15 protein-coding genes are annotated in these 17,329 nt (G+C 70.8%); 10 read left to right on the top strand and 5 right to left on the bottom strand.

Annotated features, from left to right (window positions below; all coding sequences use genetic code 11):
- Positions 1-86: 86 nt before the first annotated feature.
- From ACN28C_RS25565 to ACN28C_RS25605, 9 genes are all read left to right on the top strand, one after another.
- Positions 87-1,265: a low temperature requirement protein A gene (locus tag ACN28C_RS25565; RefSeq protein ID WP_422770074.1), complete on the top strand. Its 1,179-nt coding sequence runs from the start codon at positions 87-89 to the stop codon at positions 1,263-1,265.
- Positions 1,266-1,332: 67 nt separating this feature from the next.
- A complete protein-coding gene (locus tag ACN28C_RS25570; protein ID WP_422770075.1) occupies positions 1,333-2,529 on the top strand; it encodes a hypothetical protein in 1,197 nt (398 codons plus the stop codon).
- 29 nt (positions 2,530-2,558) lie between these two features.
- The gene (locus ACN28C_RS25575) at positions 2,559-2,801 is read left to right on the top strand and encodes a hypothetical protein (protein ID WP_422770076.1); all 243 of its coding nucleotides are present in this window, start codon (positions 2,559-2,561) and stop codon (positions 2,799-2,801) included.
- The gene (locus tag ACN28C_RS25580) at positions 2,798-4,045 is read left to right on the top strand and encodes a hypothetical protein (protein ID WP_422770077.1); all 1,248 of its coding nucleotides are present in this window, start codon (positions 2,798-2,800) and stop codon (positions 4,043-4,045) included. Before ACN28C_RS25575 ends, ACN28C_RS25580 begins: the two co-directional genes overlap by 4 nt.
- Before the next feature lie 219 nt (positions 4,046-4,264).
- Positions 4,265-5,266 (top strand): 2-dehydropantoate 2-reductase, encoded by a 1,002-nt coding sequence (locus ACN28C_RS25585; RefSeq protein ID WP_422770078.1) that lies wholly within the window; start codon positions 4,265-4,267, stop codon positions 5,264-5,266.
- 102 nt (positions 5,267-5,368) lie between these two features.
- Positions 5,369-7,096 (top strand): glyoxylate carboligase, encoded by a 1,728-nt coding sequence (gene gcl / locus ACN28C_RS25590; RefSeq protein WP_422770079.1) that lies wholly within the window; start codon positions 5,369-5,371, stop codon positions 7,094-7,096.
- Positions 7,097-7,159: 63 nt separating this feature from the next.
- Positions 7,160-8,098 (top strand): RNA polymerase sigma factor, encoded by a 939-nt coding sequence (locus ACN28C_RS25595; RefSeq protein WP_422770080.1) that lies wholly within the window; start codon positions 7,160-7,162, stop codon positions 8,096-8,098.
- 55 nt (positions 8,099-8,153) lie between these two features.
- Entirely contained in the window at positions 8,154-9,005 is an 852-nt protein-coding gene (locus ACN28C_RS25600) for a GNAT family N-acetyltransferase (RefSeq protein ID WP_422770081.1), read from the top strand.
- A gap of 136 nt (positions 9,006-9,141) precedes the next feature.
- Positions 9,142-9,903 carry a GntR family transcriptional regulator gene (locus tag ACN28C_RS25605; protein WP_422770082.1) on the top strand — a complete coding sequence of 254 codons (762 nt, stop codon included), beginning with the start codon at positions 9,142-9,144 and terminating at the stop codon, positions 9,901-9,903.
- Positions 9,904-9,992: 89 nt separating this feature from the next.
- Here the strand turns inward: ACN28C_RS25605 and ACN28C_RS25610 are convergent, their stop codons facing one another.
- Together ACN28C_RS25610 and oxc are read right to left on the bottom strand one after the other, a co-directional pair.
- Positions 9,993-11,354 carry an NAD-dependent succinate-semialdehyde dehydrogenase gene (locus ACN28C_RS25610; protein ID WP_422770083.1) on the bottom strand — a complete coding sequence of 454 codons (1,362 nt, stop codon included), beginning with the start codon at positions 11,352-11,354 and terminating at the stop codon, positions 9,993-9,995.
- Positions 11,355-11,433: 79 nt separating this feature from the next.
- Positions 11,434-13,167, bottom strand: coding sequence for an oxalyl-CoA decarboxylase (gene oxc, locus ACN28C_RS25615; RefSeq protein ID WP_422770084.1), 1,734 nt, complete (start codon positions 13,165-13,167; stop codon positions 11,434-11,436).
- A 628-nt stretch (positions 13,168-13,795) separates the two neighbouring features.
- Between oxc and ACN28C_RS25620 the strand changes: the two genes are divergently transcribed.
- Positions 13,796-14,005 (top strand): hypothetical protein, encoded by a 210-nt coding sequence (locus tag ACN28C_RS25620; RefSeq protein ID WP_422770085.1) that lies wholly within the window; start codon positions 13,796-13,798, stop codon positions 14,003-14,005.
- Between the two features lie 8 nt (positions 14,006-14,013).
- Here ACN28C_RS25620 and ACN28C_RS25625 read toward each other — a convergent pair whose 3' ends face one another.
- From ACN28C_RS25625 to ACN28C_RS25635, 3 genes are read right to left on the bottom strand one after another with little or no spacing between them, the layout of a single operon-like run.
- A complete protein-coding gene (locus ACN28C_RS25625) occupies positions 14,014-15,045 on the bottom strand; it encodes a TerC family protein (RefSeq protein WP_422770086.1) in 1,032 nt (343 codons plus the stop codon).
- Positions 15,042-15,620: a hypothetical protein gene (locus ACN28C_RS25630; protein ID WP_422770087.1), complete on the bottom strand. Its 579-nt coding sequence runs from the start codon at positions 15,618-15,620 to the stop codon at positions 15,042-15,044. Before ACN28C_RS25630 ends, ACN28C_RS25625 begins: the two co-directional genes overlap by 4 nt.
- A 40-nt stretch (positions 15,621-15,660) precedes the next feature.
- The gene (locus ACN28C_RS25635) at positions 15,661-17,217 is read right to left on the bottom strand and encodes an Nramp family divalent metal transporter (RefSeq protein WP_422770088.1); all 1,557 of its coding nucleotides are present in this window, start codon (positions 17,215-17,217) and stop codon (positions 15,661-15,663) included.
- Positions 17,218-17,329: the final 112 nt, after the last annotated feature.

A 17,329-nucleotide genomic window follows, 5' to 3' on the forward strand; every position in this document is an offset into this window, starting at 1 on the left:
CGCACCGTGCCGATCTCCTATCCTCGAAGGGGAAGGATGCGCGGCGCTTCGCTCTCCACCGTGCCGGCGACCGGAACGGGCGATCGATGGCGGCGGACGACGACGGCGGAGCGACGGAACCGGTCCACGAGACGCCGAACCGTCCCGCGCTCCTGGAACTCTTCTTCGACCTGGCCTTCGTCTTCGTGCTGATCCTGCTGACGACGAGGTTGTTCGACGAGCTGACCTGGGTGAACGCCGGACAGACCCTGATACTGCTGCTCGCCTTCGCGCTGCTCTGGGCGCTGACCGCGTGGGCGGGCGATCTGTTGAGCCCGGCGCTCCTGCTGCCGCGGGCCATCGGTTCCATGGTGGGCATCCTGCTGATGGGCGCCACGGTGATGGACGCGTACGGGTCCCGCGGGTTGCTCTTCGCGGCCACGTACGTCGGGGTCACCCTCGGCACCGGCCTCTACATGAGGATCCTGGGTCCGCCCGCCCTGCGGCTGCGGACCGTCCGGATCTTCTGCTGGTTCGTCCTCTCCTCGGCCGGCTGGCTCGCCGGCGGCACCCTGTCGGGCACCGCCCGAGGCGCGCTCTGGGCGGCGGCGATCACGATCGAGTACGTCGGGGCGACGCTCGGCTGGCCCGTACCGGGATCGTGGCGCCGCGTGCCCCGGCACAACCAGCGACTCGTCGGCGAGCGGATCGCCGAGCGCTACCGGCAGTTCGTCATCGTCGCGCTCGGCGTCTCGATCTATGTCACCGGCAGCGCCTTCACCACGACCACGTACACGATGGCGCACACCGTGGCGCTGGTCGTGGTCTTCGCGGTCAAGGTGATGATCTGGCGGATCTACATCGGTGGCGCCGGGGAACTGATGGCCGCCACCATCGCCCGGTCCGCCGATCCGATCCGGCTCAGCCAGCTCACCGCGCTGCTGCATCTGGTCATGGTGGCCGGCATCATCGGCACGGCCGTCACCAGCAAGCTCGTCATCGGTCGCCCGTTCGGGGACACCCCGGGCTCCTGGACGGCGGTCGTCGTCGGCGGTCCGATGCTCTTCCTGATCGGTCGTGGCGCGCTCGGCTACATCGTGTTCGCGCGGGTCAGCTGGGCCTTCGTGATCGGACTGCCGCTGCTGGCCGCCCTGGCCGCCGCCGCCCCGCTGGTGCCACCGGTCGCGTTGGCCCTCGGCGTCCTGATCATCCTGACCGGCGTCGCGGTGCAGAACACGGTCTCGTGGCGCAGGCGCCCGCTCGTCCCGACGGTGCGCGGCCGCTGAGCCCGGTGGAGCGATGACGATTCCGGCCGATGGTGCTGGTCCGGCCGGTCCGGCCTACGATCTGCCGATGCGCACCAGGACCGCCTCGGGGCTGATCGTGACAGTGCTGACCGCAGTCGGCCTGACCGGCTGCGGCTCCGCAGCGGGTGAACAGGCCGCGACCCCGCGGTGGGATTCGTCGGCCCCCCAAACCGCCGCGGCGACACCTGCGTCGTCCCACACCACCACGCTGCCGGCGACCCCCACCCCCTCGCCCCGGTCGGTGCCCACGCTGCCCGGACCGGGCAACCCCAGGGGCCGGGCCGCCGTCCCGGCCGAGGCCCGCGCGGTGCAGACGTCCCGCCCCACCAGCGTGATCGGCAACGGTACGCCGGCAAGCTGCACCTCGGAGGCGGTGGTCTCGGCGGTGGCCAAGGGCGGCATCATCACCTTCTCCTGCGGTCCCGCGCCGGTCACCATCACGATGAAGGCAACCGCGAAGATCAGGAACTCGACCGGTCCCCGGATCGTGCGCGACGGCGGCGGCAGGGTAACGCTCAGCGGCGGTGGTAAGCGCCGCATCCTCTACATGAACACCTGCGACAAGGCGCAGGGCTGGACCACCTCGCACTGCCAGGACCAGGACCACCCGCAACTCACCGTGCAGAACCTGGTCTTCGCCGACGGCAACTCCACCGGCGACCGGGCCGAGGGCGGTGGCGGCGGGGCCGTCTTCGTCCGGGGCGGCCGGTTCAAGGTGGTCAACTCGCGCTTCGTCCGCAACCGCTGCGACCAGACCGGCCCCGACCTGGGCGGCGCGGCGATCCGGGTGCTCAGCCAGCACCGGAACCTCCCGGTGTACGTGGTGAACAGCACCTTCGGCGGCGCCGCCGGCCAGGGTGGCAGCTGCGCCAACGGCGGCGCGCTGAGCAGCATCGGCGTCTCCTGGGTGGTGCTGAACAGCGTGCTGACCCACAACCGGGCGGTCGGTCGGGGCGCCAACCCGGCCCGGGGCGGTACGCCCGGCGGCGGCAGCGGCGGCGCCGTCTACACCGACGGCAACCGGTTCACGGTGACGATCGCCGGCAGCATCGTGACGGACAACCGCGCCAACGAGGGCGGCGGGGCGGTCTTCTTCGTCAGCAACGACCGGACCGGGACGATGACGATCGAAGCTTCGACGCTGCGCCGCAACCCCAGCGACGGCTTCGAGACCCGGGGCTTTCCCGGCATCTTCTTCCTCGGCGCCCGCAATCCCACGGTGACCGGCTCGACGCTGCGGTGACGGCCGGCCCCGGGCGGATGATGATCGACATGGCCCACCGCAGCACCGTCCTGCTGGACACCGGCATCGGCAACGACATCGACGACGCCGTCTGCCTGGCGTACCTGTCGCGCGGCTCCGGTCGGTTTGGCCCTCTTCGTGGTAAGAATCGGACATCCTGGAACCTGTTGATGGCCGGTTCGGTCGTCGCCACACTCCCCACGATCATGACCTTCCTGGTGTTCCCGCGCCGGTTCATCCAGGGCATATCGATGACAGGACTCAAAGGATGACCGGAGACGACGACGCGGCACCGGCCGGTGCGGAGACCGCCTCGGCCAGGGACCTGGTCGAGGAGCTGCTCAACGACGGCAACGGGGTGCTCCGGCTGGCGCCGGCCTTCGTCGCCCGCGACCTGGTGCCACCCGGCCGGCGGTTCGGCCTGCCGGAGCAGGCGTACGACCTCGGCGAGCGCGGTTTCGTCTGCGAGCGCTGGCTCGGCTCGACCACCCGGGCCGACAACCGGATCGGGCCGCCCGACGAGGGGCTCGGCCACGTGGTGGACCGCGACGGGCGGCCGCGGCTGACGCTCCGCGACGCCGTCCGGGCCGACCCGGCCGCCGTGCTGGGCGCGACGTACGCGGCGACGCATCCGCAGGGGCTCGGCCGGCTCGCCAAGCTGCTCGACTACGGCGCCCGGATCCCCTACCACATCCACCCACCGCAGCGCTTCGCCGAGCTGGTCGGGCGGCGCTCGAAGGACGAGGCCTACTACTTCCCGACCGGGGTGGAGCCGGGCCCGCATCCGGAGACGTTCTTCGGGGTGCACCCGTGGATCGTCCGGGAGCGGGCCTACGAGGTGCTGCTGCCGTACCTGGTCGACTGGGACAGCGATCTGATCCTCCGGCACGCTCGGGCCGAACTCCAGGTGCCGGACGACGGGTTCCAGGTGCCCTCCGGGGTGCTGCACGCCCCCGGCACCGCGCTGACGGTGGAGCTACAGGAGGACTCCGACGTCTTCGCCATGTTCCAGGCGCTCAACGCCGGCCGGATCATCTCCAAGGAGCTGCTCTACAAGGACGTGCGGCCGGAGGACCGGCAGGCCCACGCCGAGCGGTTCCCGCTCCGGTTCGTCGAGTGGGAGCTGAACGGCGATCCGTACCTCTACGAGAACAACCACCTGGCGCCGCGCCCGCTCGAGCCGGATGGTGCGACGGACGGCGGCCGGGAGTGGTGGATCTTCTACAACACGCCGAAGTTCAGCGGAAAGAAGCTCGTGGTGCCGCCCGGCCGGACGCACCGGTCGACCGAGCGCGGGGTCTACTCCATCCTGGTCTGGTCGGGCAGCGGGCGCTACTGCGGCCACGACGTACGCGGCGGCGACGCCGACCGCGACGAGCTGCTCGTCTCGCACGCCACCGCGACGGCGCCGCACCTGGTGGAGAACACCGGCGGCGACGATCTGGTGGTCTTCACGTTCTTCGGCCCCGACATCAACGACAACGCGCCGACGATCCCCCGCACCGGATCGGCCTGACGAAGCCGCAGGTCGGCAACGCCTGACGGTGGGCGCCGCTGCCACGCCGTCGCCTCTCCCGTCCTCTCGTCCGGGCGAGGTCTCGTCCCGACGAGGTCAGGCTTGTCAGCGCCATGTGAGATTGCATACTGTAGTCAGGATAACGCATACGAACGAAGGGCACGCCGCTGCTGCGTCGCCTCGACGCCGTGCGGACGTCGTACGAGAAGGGAGCAGCCCGTGCGAGTTGCTGTGCTCGGAGCCGGCGCCATCGGCGCGTACGTCGGGGCGTCCCTGTGCCGGGCCGGGGTGGACGTCCAACTGATCGCCCGCGGCGCGCACCTGGCCGCACTGCGGGCAGACGGGGTCCGGGTGCTGAGCCCACGCGGCGACTTCGCCGCACACCCGCACGCCACCGACGACCCGGCCGAGGTCGGGCCGGTCGACTACGTGTTCCTGGGCCTCAAGGCGCACTCCTACGCCTCGGCAGGGCCGCTGCTCGCCCCGCTGCTCGGCCCCGAGACCGCCCTCATCGCGGGACAGAACGGCATCCCGTGGTGGTACTTCCACAAGCTCCCGGGGCCGTACCAGGGTCATCGCATCGAGGCCGTCGATCCCGGCGGCGCGACCTCGGCGGTGATGGCGCCGGAGCGGGCGATCGGTTGCGTGGTCTATCCGGCGACCGTGATCGAGTCTCCCGGCGTGATCCGGCACCTGGAGGGGACCCGGTTTTCCATCGGTGAGCCGGACGGCACGGTCTCGGAGCGCTGCCTGCGGTTCAGCGCGGCGATGGTGGCCGGCGGCCTGAAGTGTCCGGTCGAGCCGCGACTGCGCGACGACATCTGGATCAAGTTGATGGGGAACGTCTCGCTCAACCCGATCAGCGCCCTGACCCGGGCCACGATGGCGGAGATCTGTGAGAGCCCGGGGACCCGCCGGGTGGTCGAGCAGATGATGGCGGAGACCCTGGACATCGCGCACCGGGTCGGCAGCACACCCGAGATCTCGATCAGCAAGCGGGTCGAGGGGGCCCGCCGGGTCGGCCACCACAAGACCTCGATGTTGCAGGACCTCGAGGCGGGCAAGGAGATGGAACTCGACGCCGTCGTCGCCGCCGTGGTGGAGATCGCCGACATCACCGGTGCGCCGGCACCGACCCTGCGCACCATCTACGCCGCGACCGAGCTGCTGGCCAAGACCGTGGCCAGGCCGGCGCCGGCTCCCAGCATGACGGCCGCCTGACCGGCTGCCTCCCACTTCCGTAGCAGATCCGAGGCCCTGGAGGCTCCCGTGACCCTTAGCGGCAACGTCCCCACCCACGCGTACGACCCGGAGGTCTGAACCATGGCCAAGATCCCCTGCATGGACGCGGTCGTCTCGGTGCTCGCCTCCGAGGGCGTCGACATCGCGTTCGGCTGCCCAGGCGCCGCGATCCTGCCGCTCTACGCCGCGCTGCGACGCAGCGACATCCGGCACCTGATCGTCCGGCACGAGGAGGGCGCCACGCACATGGCCGACGGCTGGGCCCGGACCAACGGCCGGGTCGGGGTGGCGATCGGCACCTCCGGGCCGGCCGGCACCAACATGATCACCGGGCTCTACACCGCACAGGCGGACTCCATCCCGATGGTCTGCATCACCGGCCAGGCGCCGACCGGCAAGCTGCACCAGGAGGCGTTCCAGGCGGTCGACATCGTCGAGATCGCCAAGCCGGTGACGAAGTGGGCCGTGCAGGTGAAGGAGGCGGCCCAGGCACCCTGGATCTTCCGGGAGGCGTTCCGGATCGCCCGTTCCGGGCGACCGGGGCCGGTCCTGATCGACCTGCCGATCGACGTGGCGCGCCAGGAGATCGAGTGGGACGCCAGCATCGACGCCCCGCTGCCGGTGTACCGGGTCGAGCCGCACCCGCCCCGGGTCGAACGGGCCCTGGACATGCTGCTCGCCGCCGACCGGCCGCTGATCCTGGCCGGCGGCGGAGTCATCATCGGCGAGGCCGCCGACCTGCTCCGGGAGGTCGCCGAGACGCTGGAGATCCCGGTCCAGGTGACCCTGATGGGCAAGGGCGCGATCCCCGAGGACCACGACCTCTTCGCCGGGATGACCGGCATCCAGACGACGCAGCGCTTCGGCAACGCGTCCTTCCTGGAATCCGACCTGGTGCTCGCGCTCGGCGCCCGCTTCGGCGACCGGCACACCGGCGACCTGGAGACCTACCGGGGCGACCGGACGTTCATCCACGTCGACATCGAGCCGACCCAGCTCGGCAAGGTCTTCGGCCCGGACCTGGGGGTGGTCTCGGACACCGGGGCGTTCCTCGCCGCGCTGCTCGACGCCGTACGCCGCCGCCGTGGGGTGCGACGCGACCGGACCGGTTGGGTGTCCCGGGTACGCGAGCTGCGCGCGACGCTGCGCCGCCGGGACGACTTCGACGCCGTACCGATCAAGGCGCCCCGGGTCTTCAGGGAGATCAACCAGTTCTTCGGTCCGGAGACCTACTTCGTCACCGCGATCGGGCTCTACCAGATCTGGTCGGGGCAGTTCCAGAACGTCTTCAAGCCCCGGCACTACCAGGTCTGCGGCCAGGCCGGCCCGCTCGGCTGGGAGATCCCGGCGGCGATCGGGGTGAAGTCCGCCAGGCCCGACGCCGAGGTGGTCGGGGTGGTCGGCGACTACTCCTTCCAGTTCCTCGTCGAGGAGCTGGCGGTCGCCGCGCAGTACAACATCCCGTTCGTCCTCGTCATGTTGAACAACGAGTACCTGGGGTTGATCCGGCAGGCCGAGATCGGCTACGGGATGAACTACGAGGTGGACATCCACTACGACGAGTACGGCACCGACAACGTCAAGGTGATGGAGGCGTACGGCTGCGCCGGCCGCCGGGTGCTGCACCCCGACGAGATCGCCGACGCCCTCGCCTGGGCCAGCAAGGAGGCCCGGCGGACCAGCCGTCCGGTGCTGGTCGAGGTCATGATCGAACGGGAGGCGAACACCGCGCACGGGCTCTCCATCGCGCAGGTCAACGAGTTCGAGCCGGTGCCGGAGGTGGAGTACCGGGACGCGGTCTCGGGCTGAGCGCGGGCGAGGCGCGGCGGGACGGGCGCGGGACTCCGCGGAGCCGCAGGTAACCTCGGCCGCATGCAACTTACCGACGCCGGCCTGGTCCGTGCGGCCCAGGCGGGCGAGGTCAGCGCCCTCGGCCTGCTTCTCACCCGGCACCGGCCGGCCCTGCTCGCCGTGGCGTACGGCGTCCTCGGCTACGGTGCGGACGCCGAGGACGCCGTGCAGGAAACCGCCGTGATCGCCCTGCGCCGCATCGGCGACCTGCGCGACCCCGAGGCGGTCGGTCCCTGGCTGCGGATGGTGGTCCGCAACGCCTGCCGGATGCGGCTACGGGCCGCCGGCCCGGTGCCGCTCGACGGACTGGCGAGCCTACCGTCGGCCGAACCCGACCCGGCCGACCTGCTGGACCGGCACGCCGTCCGGGACTGGGTCTGGCACGCCCTGGCAGACCTGTCGCCGCCGCTGCGCCTGGTGCTGATGCTGCGCTACTTCACCGGCGTCACCGCGTACCAGGACATCGCGGACGCCTGCGGGGTGCCGGTCGGCACCGTGCGTAGCCGGCTCGCCGACGCCCGAGGCAAGCTGGCGCGGGCCCTGCTGGCCACCGCGGACGCCGCCCACGACGACGTCCGGTCGCTGGCCAGGTCGCGGCGGCAAGAAGCCGAGGAGACGCTCGATGCGGCGCGCCGGGGCGACTTCGCCGTGGCGCTCGCGGCCTACTGGTCACCGACGGTCGAGTCGAGCTGGCCGCGCGGTCATCGGACCACGGGCTACGACTACCTGGTCCGGGTTATGGAGAACGACCTCGCCGACCGGGTGCAGCAGCGGTTGACCAACGTCGTGGCCGCACGGGACATCACCATCTGGGAGGTGGACCTGGTCAACCCGCCCGACGACCCGTTCCACTGCCCGCCCGGCGCGGTCTGGGTGCAGCACCTCGCGGCCGGCCGGGTGCAGCGGTTCCAGCTCCACCACGCCCGCCGGCCGACGCCGGTGCCGGCGCTTCCGGGGTGAGTGGCGTCACAGCCGTTTTCCCGAACTTCCCGCGCGGTGTGCCCATCGTGGGTAGGTGAGCAACCCTTCCACAGCAGAGATGGCCGCCCTGGCCGAATGGTCCGAGGCGGAGTTCATGTACGGGCTCGAGACCCTGGCCCCGCCCTCCGTCCGCGCCCGGCTCGGGATCGCCGGCACCCGGGTCGGCGGCGGCGTCGTCCTCGCCATGCGCCACGACCCCGTCCAGTACTGGAGCAAGGCCCTCGGGTTCGGCGTCACCGAACCGGTCACCCGGGACGTGCTGGACGAGGTCGTCGCGTTCTACCGCGACCAGGGCACGCCGAGCGCGGTCATCCAGATCGCGCCGCAGTTCCTGCCGTCCGACTGGGACGAGATCATCGCCGCCCACGCCCTCGCGCCGGTCTCGTCGTGGGTGAGACTCATGGCCCCGAGCGACCGGGTCCGCCCCGCCGTCAACACCCGGCTGCGGGTCGGGCCGGTCGGCGAGGACGACGCCGAGGAATGGGCCTCGGTGCTGGTACGCGGCCACGGCATGCCGGCCGACGGGCTCGCCGAGATGCTGCTTTCCGCCTTTGCGGACCCGAGCTGCCATCCGTTCGCCGTCTGGGACGGGACCGACGTGGTCGGCGGGGCCACCCTGTCGGTACACGACCCGGTCGGCTCGCTCCACTCCGCCTCGGTGCTGCCCAGCCACCGCAGGCTGGGCGGGCAGACCGCGTTGATCGCGGCCCGCGCCGAGGCGGCGCGCAGCCTCGGCTGCCGCTGGCTGGCCTCGGAGACCGGTAACCTCACCGACGGCAGGGTCAACCAGTCCCTGAACAACATGCGGCGCGCCGGGCTGCGCGTCCAGTACGTCCGGCAGAACTGGCGCTGGCGGGCCGAGTCCTCGCCGCGCGGCGCCGTCTGACCTTCCCGCACCGGCAGCCAGCTGATCGCCGCGTGTCGATACGACACGCGGCGATAACTGCATCTGGACTACTGTATGCTAAAACCCACAACGGCGCGCCCGCGCCCGCTCGATTCCTCGCAGCCGGAGGTGGTCCATGACCGACTGGGACGGCTCGACCTCGCCCGCCGGCGGCAGTGGCGGTCGACGACGGCTCGCCTCGGCCCGTCGCGAACCACGGGCCGCCCGGCAGCCCCTGGAGCGGCCGGCACCGCTGCGCCAGGCGGTCTACGACGTCATCGCGGAAATGATCATCAACCGCGAGCTGCGCCCCGGCGAGCACCTGGTCGAGAACGAGCTCGCGGCCCAGCTCGGCGTCAGTCGGCAGCCGGTCCGCGAAGCGCTGCAACGGCTGCAGAGCGAGGGCTGGGTCGACCTGCGCCCGGCGCTCGGCGCCTTCGTCCACGTGCCGACCGAGGAGGAGGCGGACCAACTCCTCGCCACCCGTACCCTGCTGGAGTCGGAGTCGGCCCGGCTCGCGGCCCGGCAGGCCACCGCGGAGCAGATCGAGCGGCTCCGCGAGCTTCAGGAGGCCGGCGAGAAGGCGCTGCGGGACGACGACCAGGTGGAGTTGGTCGCGGCGAACGCGGCCCTGCACGCGTACGTCGTGGAGATGTCCGGCAACAAGGTCCTGGCCGAACTGATCGCGATGGTCGACCGGCGGGTCCGCTGGTACTACGCCCCGATCGCCCGTTCCCGGGGCCGGGAGGCGTGGGACGAGCACGCGGAGCTGATCGAGGTGATCGCCGGCCGGAACGCCCGGCGGGCCGGCGAGATGATGCGCCGGCACACCGAGCGGACCCGGGAGAGCTACCACCAGCGCCGCAAGGAGGCCGCCGAGCGGGAAGCCCTGAGCTGATCTACGGCACCTCGGGCGACGACCACGCGCGGAAGACCGACCACGAGATCCCGATCCTTTCGCTCACTCCGCTGGATGGCTAGGTCCCTTCACATGCGGATGGATTTCTTGTTCATGAACTCCTCGATGCCGGCCGCGCCGAGCTCCCGGCCCATCCCGGAGCGCTTTATGCCGCCGAACGGCAGGTCGGCCTGCGACCCACCGGCGCTGTTCAGATACACCATGCCGGACTCGATCTGCCCGGCAACCCGGCGCAACCGGTCGGGATCCGTGCCCCATACGCTGGCGCCGAGCCCGAACGGCGAGTCGTTCGCGATCGCGACCGCCTCCTCCTCGGTCTCCGCGCGGAAGACCAGCACGACCGGGCCGAAGATCTCCTCGTAGTAGGCGTCCATCTCGGGGGTCACGTCGGTGAGCACGGTCGCCTCGAGATATGCGCCGGGACGGTCGATGCGACGCCCACCGGTGCGGAGCGTCGCGCCCTGCGCGACCGCCTTCTCGACCTGACCGGCCACCTCGTCGGCCGCCGCGACCGACGCCAGCGGCGGCAACTTCGTCGCGGGATCGCCGGGGTCGCCCGGCACGAAGGTCTCGGCCACGTGCGTGGTCAGCCGGTCGACGAACTCGTCGTAGATGTCGGCGAGCACGATCATCCGCTTCGGCGAGTTGCACGACTGGCCGCAGTTGCGCATCCGGGCGGTCGCGGTGGCCCGCACGGTGCTGTCCATGTCGTCGGTGTCCAGCAGGATCAGCGGATCGGAGCCGCCCAGCTCCAGGACGACCCTCTTCAGGTTCTTTCCGGCCTCGGCGGCGACCGAGATGCCCGCCCGCTCGCTGCCGGTCAGCGAGACTCCCTGGATGCGGGGGTCCGCGAGCATCCACGGGACCTGCGCGCTGGAGGCGAAGATGTTCACGTACGCGTCCTCGGGCACCCCGGCGTCGTGCAGGATCCGCTCGATCGCCGCCGCCGACCGGGGGCAGATCGAGGCATGCTTCAGCAGGATCGTGTTGCCGAGGACCAGGTTCGGCGCCGCGAACCTGGCGATCTGGTAGCAGGGGAAGTTCCACGGCATGACGCCGAGCAGCGGCCCGATGGGGTTCTTGGTGATCACGGCCCTGCCGCCCCTGATCTCCAGCGGCTCGTCGGCCAGCAGCGCGGCGCCGTTGTCGGCGTAGTAGCGGAAGATGTCGACGACCACGCCGATCTCACCGCGGCCCTCGTTGATCCGCTTGCCCATCTCCAGCGTCATCGTCGCCGCCAGCTCGTCGGCGCGCTCGGCGAAGAGGTCCGCCGCGCGCGACACGATCGCGGCCCGCTCGGGGACCGGGCGGCGCCGCCACGACGAGTACCCGCGGTGGACGCGATCGATCGCCGCCCGGACCTCTACGTCGGTCGCGTTCTCGATCTTTTCGATCAGTTCACCCGTCGCCGGGTTGGTGACTGTGTACATGGGAATCCAAGCCTTTGGTCGGCGCGGTGGGGCGCGGTGATCGATGTGCACCCGGGGGTGCGGGGGGCGGCGCTCGTCCTCACCGCTGCACCGTGATGCCCTTGGGATTGAGGTGGGAGATGTTGCCGCTCTCGGTCCCGTCGGCGGGGTCGATGACGCAGTCGATGAGCGCGGGCCTGCCCAGCGCCAGGGCCTCGCGCAGGGCGGCAGTGACCTCGTCCGGCGTCGTCGCCCGATAGCCTCGGCCGCCGAACGCGGCGATCATGAGGTCGTGCCGGGCCCGGAGGGCGGTCGGTGCCGGGTCCCCGGAGGTCGACGCGTCGTCGCCCCGGTAGACGCCGCTGTTGTTCAGCACGACCGTGACGACGGGCAGGTCGTAGCGGCAGATCGTCTCCAGCTCCATGCCGCTGAACCCGAACGCGCTGTCGCCCTCGATGGCGACGACCGGGTCTCCGGTCTCGACAGCGGCGGCGATCGCGTATCCCATGCCGATGCCCATCACACCCCAGGTGCCGCTGTCCAGACGGTGTCGCGGCACCTGCATGCCGATCGTGTTGCGCGCCAGGTCCAGCGCGTTCGCCCCCTCGTTGACGACGTACGTCCGCGGGTTGGCCCGCAGGACGTCGCGGATGGCCTGCAGCGCGCCGAGGAACCTCATCGGATGTGCCGCCTCGGCGGCCTTGAGGCGCTTGGTCATCTTGCCGACGTTCTCGGCGGAGCGGGCCGACAGCTCGTCCCGCCACTGCGGCGGGACGGCGATCCGACCGGGTTCGGTCCGGTCGGTCAGGGCCTGCAGCACCGAGCCGACGTCACCGACGAGTGGCGCCGCGATGGGCTGGTTGCTGTCCAGCTCGGTGCTGGCGATGTCCACCTGGATGAACTTGGCGTCGGAATTCCACTGCGGTGCGTCGCCGTGCCCGAGCAGCCAGTTCAGGCGCGCACCGACGAGCATCACGACATCGGCCCGGCGGATGGCCAGGGACCGGGCACTCGCCACCGACTGCGCGTGGTCGTCGGGGAGCAGACCCTTCGCCATCGACATGGGCAGGTAGGGCAGACCGGTGAGTTCCACGAACCGGCGGATCTGGTCGTCCGCCTGCGCGTACGCGGCGCCCTTGCCGAGCACGACGAGCGGCCGCTGGGCGCCCGCGAGCAGATCGATCGCGCGATCGAGGGCGGCGGGGTCGGGCACCTGACGCGGTGCCGGGTCGACGACCCGCCACAGGGACGCCGCGCCCAGGTCCGCGTCGATGACCTCGCCGAGGACCGCGGCCGGGATGTCGAGGTAGACCCCACCCGGTCGTCCGGAGACGGCGGTACGGATCGCGCGGGCCACGCCGCGACCGATGTCCTCTGCCCGGTGGACCCGGTATGCCGCCTTGGCGAACTGTCGGGCCGCCGCCAGCTGGTCCATCTCCTCGTAGTCGCCCCGCTGCAGGTCGACGAGGTGCCGCTCGCTGGACCCGGAGATCTGCACCATCGGGAAGCAGTTCACGGTGGCGTTGGCCAGGGCTACCAGCCCGTTGAGGAAACCCGGAGCGGAGACCGTCAGGCAGATTCCCGGCTTCTTCGTCAGGAACCCGGCCGCCGCCGCCGCGTGCCCGGCGGCGCTCTCGTGCCGGAAGCCGATGAAGCGGATGCCGGACGCCTGCGCCAGGCGGGCCAGGTCGGTGATCGGGATGCCGACGACTCCGTAGATGGCGTCGATCTCGTTGAGCCTGAGCGCGTCGACGACCAGATGGATCCCGTCGGTGAGCTTCTTCGCACTCACGGGGCCGTCAGCCTCTGACTCCCGGACGGAAGCGATGGTCATGATCAGAGTCCTCCATCATCGTCGTGCGAGCGCGCAGGGGATCGGCGATCTCCCCTCGCTGTCGTCGAAGTGCATACCGTATGGGGTAGGCAATAATCGTGGACCATGTAACAGCGGGGTGTCTAGGGGGTAGCAGCGGCGTTTTCCGGGCAGGCCGGCCCTGCCGACGCCAGGCTGGTGGACGTGGACCGGTGGTGGCGCGGTGGCTTTGGTCACTACATCGTTTTTTGTATACCGAAGGCGGTATCCTGAAGTCGTCGAACAACGGCCTGTCGCCGGACAGGACGAACACGAGGGTTTGTGGTGACACGGCACCGGGTAGCTCCACAGAGGAGACAGCGACTCACCGTCGTCACCGTGGTCCGGGCCGCGACACCGCGGCCCCGCACGACCGCCGCGGGCAACCCCCCGCCGGTCACCGCTCCGGCGACAGAGATGGATCCGGCCGCCACGCGACGAGGCGTGACGGCGGAAGATCCGGCGACCCGGGTGTGCCCGGCCCCACCAGGCACACCCGGATGTCCTGCCGGACCACCGTCCCGGACGGTCTCATATCGTCCGGTCCGGTGCGCACGGTCCCGGGAAGCGTCGTTTCCCGGGAAGGCCGACAAGCAGGAGTGATGCTGTCATGACCACCTGGCGAGCGTTCTCACGTTCCCTGACCCGACTCTCCGACCGGCTGGCTCTGCCGACCGGGTTCCCGGCTGACGGACGCTCCCTCGGGCTGGGTCTGGCGGCGGCGCTGGAGGCCCAGCGCCGGGCCGCCCGGCCCAGCGACGAGGAGATCGAGCGCTTCCTCCGGGGCTCCGCCACGGAGGGTGACCTGGCGAAGGTCTGACCTCACGGTCAGACCCCGTCCCGATCCGCCGTCACGGAGGTCGGAGCACCGACGGCATCGGTCTCCGTCTCCATCCCCTCCGTGGCGGCGGTCGGCCGCCGGAGCCGGTCCCGCCGCGACTTCAGCAGGCTGGCCACGGTGGTGACGGTCAACGTACCGACGATGACGCCGAGCGAGACGGCGATCGGCACCGTCGGGGCCCACTCGACCCCGTCGTGGTGCAGCGCCTCCAGCATCAGCTTGACGCCGATGAAGGCCAGGATGAACGCCAGGCCCTTGCTGAGATACACCAACCGGTCCAGCAGCCCGCCGATCAGGAAGTAGAGCTGCCGCAGACCCATCAGCGCGAAGGTGTTCGCGGTGAAGACCAGGTACGGCTCCTGGGTCAGCCCGAAGATCGCCGGGATGGAGTCGAGCGCGAAGAGCAGGTCGGTGGTGCCGATGGCGACCATGACGATCAGCATCGGCGTCACCATCAGCCGGCCGTCCACCCGGGCCAGCACCGAGGCCCCCCGGTACGACTCGGTGGTCGGCAGGAGCCGCTTCGCCGTACGCAGCGCGATGTTCTCGGAGAACTCGTCCTCCTGTTGCGGCCCCACCAGCTTGATGGCGGTGTAGACCAGGAAGGCGCCGAAGACGTAGAAGAGCCAGTCGAACCGGGTGATCGCCTGGGCGCCGGCCGCGATGAAGGCGCCCCGCATCAGCAGCGCCAGCACGATGCCGATGAGCAGCACCTTCTGCCGGTACTTCAGCGGCACCGCGAACCGGCTCATGATGATGATGAAAACGAAGAGGTTGTCGACGCTGAGCGAGTACTCGGTCAGCCAGCCGGCGAAGAACTGGCCGCCGTAGCCGACCCCGGCCGTCGCCATCAGGACCAGCCCGAAGACGACCGCGGCCAGCACGTAGAAGCTCACCCAGGCGACGCACTCCCGGAAGGACGGCTCGCGCGGGTTCCGGGCGACCAGGTAGAAGTCGAACGCGATCATCCCGAGGAACGCGACGATCGTGACGGCCCACACCCAGAGCGGCAGGTTCACAGCTCTCCCTTCGCGCGGTTCGGAGTCAGCCGCCCGGCGGCCCGCCGGGCGGCCCTGGCCTGCCGGCGGCTCTCCCGGGCCTTCCACTGCGCCTCGGCATGCCGCAGATAGAAGGCGAAGAGCCGGTCGGCGGCCGGATTGCGGTGCCGGATCCGGCGCAGCCAGCCCGGCGCGATCCGCTCGTGCAGCCAACTGAAGCCGAGCGCGAAGCCGAGACTGACGATCGCCTGGTAGGCGAGAAAGCCGAGCAGGTCCGGCGGGAGGACCGGCCGCCCCACGACCATCAGACCGACCAGCGCCTCGTGTACCACCCTGGCGACCGGGAAGCCGACGAACCAGTAGAGCGCGGCCGGGGCGAAGACGCCCGGCGGGACGCGGCCCGAGCCGAGCAGCAGCCCGAACCCGCCGCCGAGCAGCACCAGGGGCAGGCCGAGTCCCAGGCCGTTGGCCAGGGCCCAACCGATCGGTTGGCCGGCGAGCAGGGCGAGCCCGCCGGCCGCCACCCCGGCGGCCGCCCCGATGCCGGCAGCCGGCAGGGCGAGCTCACCGAGGTGGCGTACATGGTTGCCGGTCATGCCGCTGTCCCGTTCGGTCCGTGCGGGATGGTGTGGCCGGTCATATGACCACCCCGAACCGGATCAGGCTGTAGACCAGCATGCCGAGGTAGAAGACCGCGCCGAACCCGATCACCGCGTTCTGCAGGATCCCGGGGCGGATCGGCTTGGGCAGCATCCGGTTGTTCACCAGCAGCAGCACGACGCAGTACGCGCCCATCGCGAAGGTGGAGAGGAAGGCCAGCACGTCGAGGATCGCCCCCGGGCCGTCGGCCGGCCCGAAGTTGAGGATCAGGATCCCGAAGGTGATGACACCCCAGAGGAACCCGGCGTAGAGCTTCGACATGCTGAACCGCTTGGCCCCGGGTACGAAGTGGTAGGTCATGTCCGCCTGGCCCCGGGAGAACGAGTCGAAGAGCCCGAGCGTGGCGTTCAGACCGATCAGCGCGATGAAGCCGAGGAAGACCCCGTGCAGCACCGGCGCACCGGCGGAGGCGAACGCCTCGGCCATCGCGGTCAGCGCCACCTCCCGCTCGCCGTCCCGGATCACGTCACCGACGCCGGGGTTCTCGCGGACGGCGGTCTGGGCCAGCACGGTGAACGAGATCGTGACCAGCATCGTCACGCCCCAGAAAAGCAGCAGGGCGTCGAAGGTGACCCAGCGCCGCCAGCCCTTCCACTTCCGCATCTCCGCCGGGCTGTCGGTGTCGAACATGAAGCCCCGGGAGGGCATCTCCTCCTGCTGACCCGCGTGCCGCAGTCCGCGGATCTTCGGGATGTGGGCGCCCATGCCCGCTCCGGAGTCCCGCAGGTGCAGCGTGTACCACATCTGCTGCATCCCGGAGGGGCCGGCGAAGGCGATCGCTCCGACGATCACCGGGAACCAGGCCGCCGACATCGCCTCGTCCGGCAGGTAGCCGAAGTGGAACATGCCGCCGAGGGTGGCGGTGACGTCGCTCCACTGCCCGACGATCGAGGCGACCACCGAGGTGCCGATCACCAGTACGCCGATCAGGAGACCGAGCAGACTCTCCAGCAGTGGATAGATCACCTTGGCCAGGCTGAAGACGATGCCGACCAGGATCAGGCCGACACAGGCGCTGACCGTCCAGGGTATCCCGGTCACCTCCTCGAAGGCGGCCGCGCCGGTGGAGAGGTGCCCCGGCCAGATGTAGACCAGGATCGCCACGCTGAAGAAGAACCACATCAGCGGTTTGAAGACCCGGGCGGCGCCGAAGAAGATGCTCTCCCCGGTCGCCATCGCGTACCGGGCCATCTCGAGCATCACGAAGGCCTGCAGGGTGACACCGATCAGGAAGAGCCACCGGATCTCCGGCCCGAAGATCAGGACCAGCCGGGGCCACATGTACGACTCCCCCATGCCCACGCCGAGCGCGACGAGGAAGACGGTCGGGCCGAGCAGGTGGATCGAGGGCGGAGCCTTGGGCAGCTCCCGGATCGGCATCGGTTCGAGCTTTCCGGCCCGCCACACCCGTTCCTCGGTGGTGGCGGGCGCCGGGCCGGCACCGCCGGGCGGCTGCTCCGGCAGCGCGGCGGTGCCGGCCGCCGGTGTCGTACTCGTCGGCTGGGTTGGGTAAGGGCTGTTCGAAGCGTCCACGCTTGGACCTCCTCGGGACTGTGACGTCGTACGGAACCGGAGGACGGGCCGGTTCCGACGCATGTGTCCGTTGACCCCTGGCCGCGGAGCGGGTCGCCGTGTCGCTAGTGGC

It is taken from the genome of Plantactinospora sp. WMMC1484, assembly GCF_049315195.1.
Lineage (GTDB): Bacteria > Actinomycetota > Actinomycetes > Mycobacteriales > Micromonosporaceae > Plantactinospora.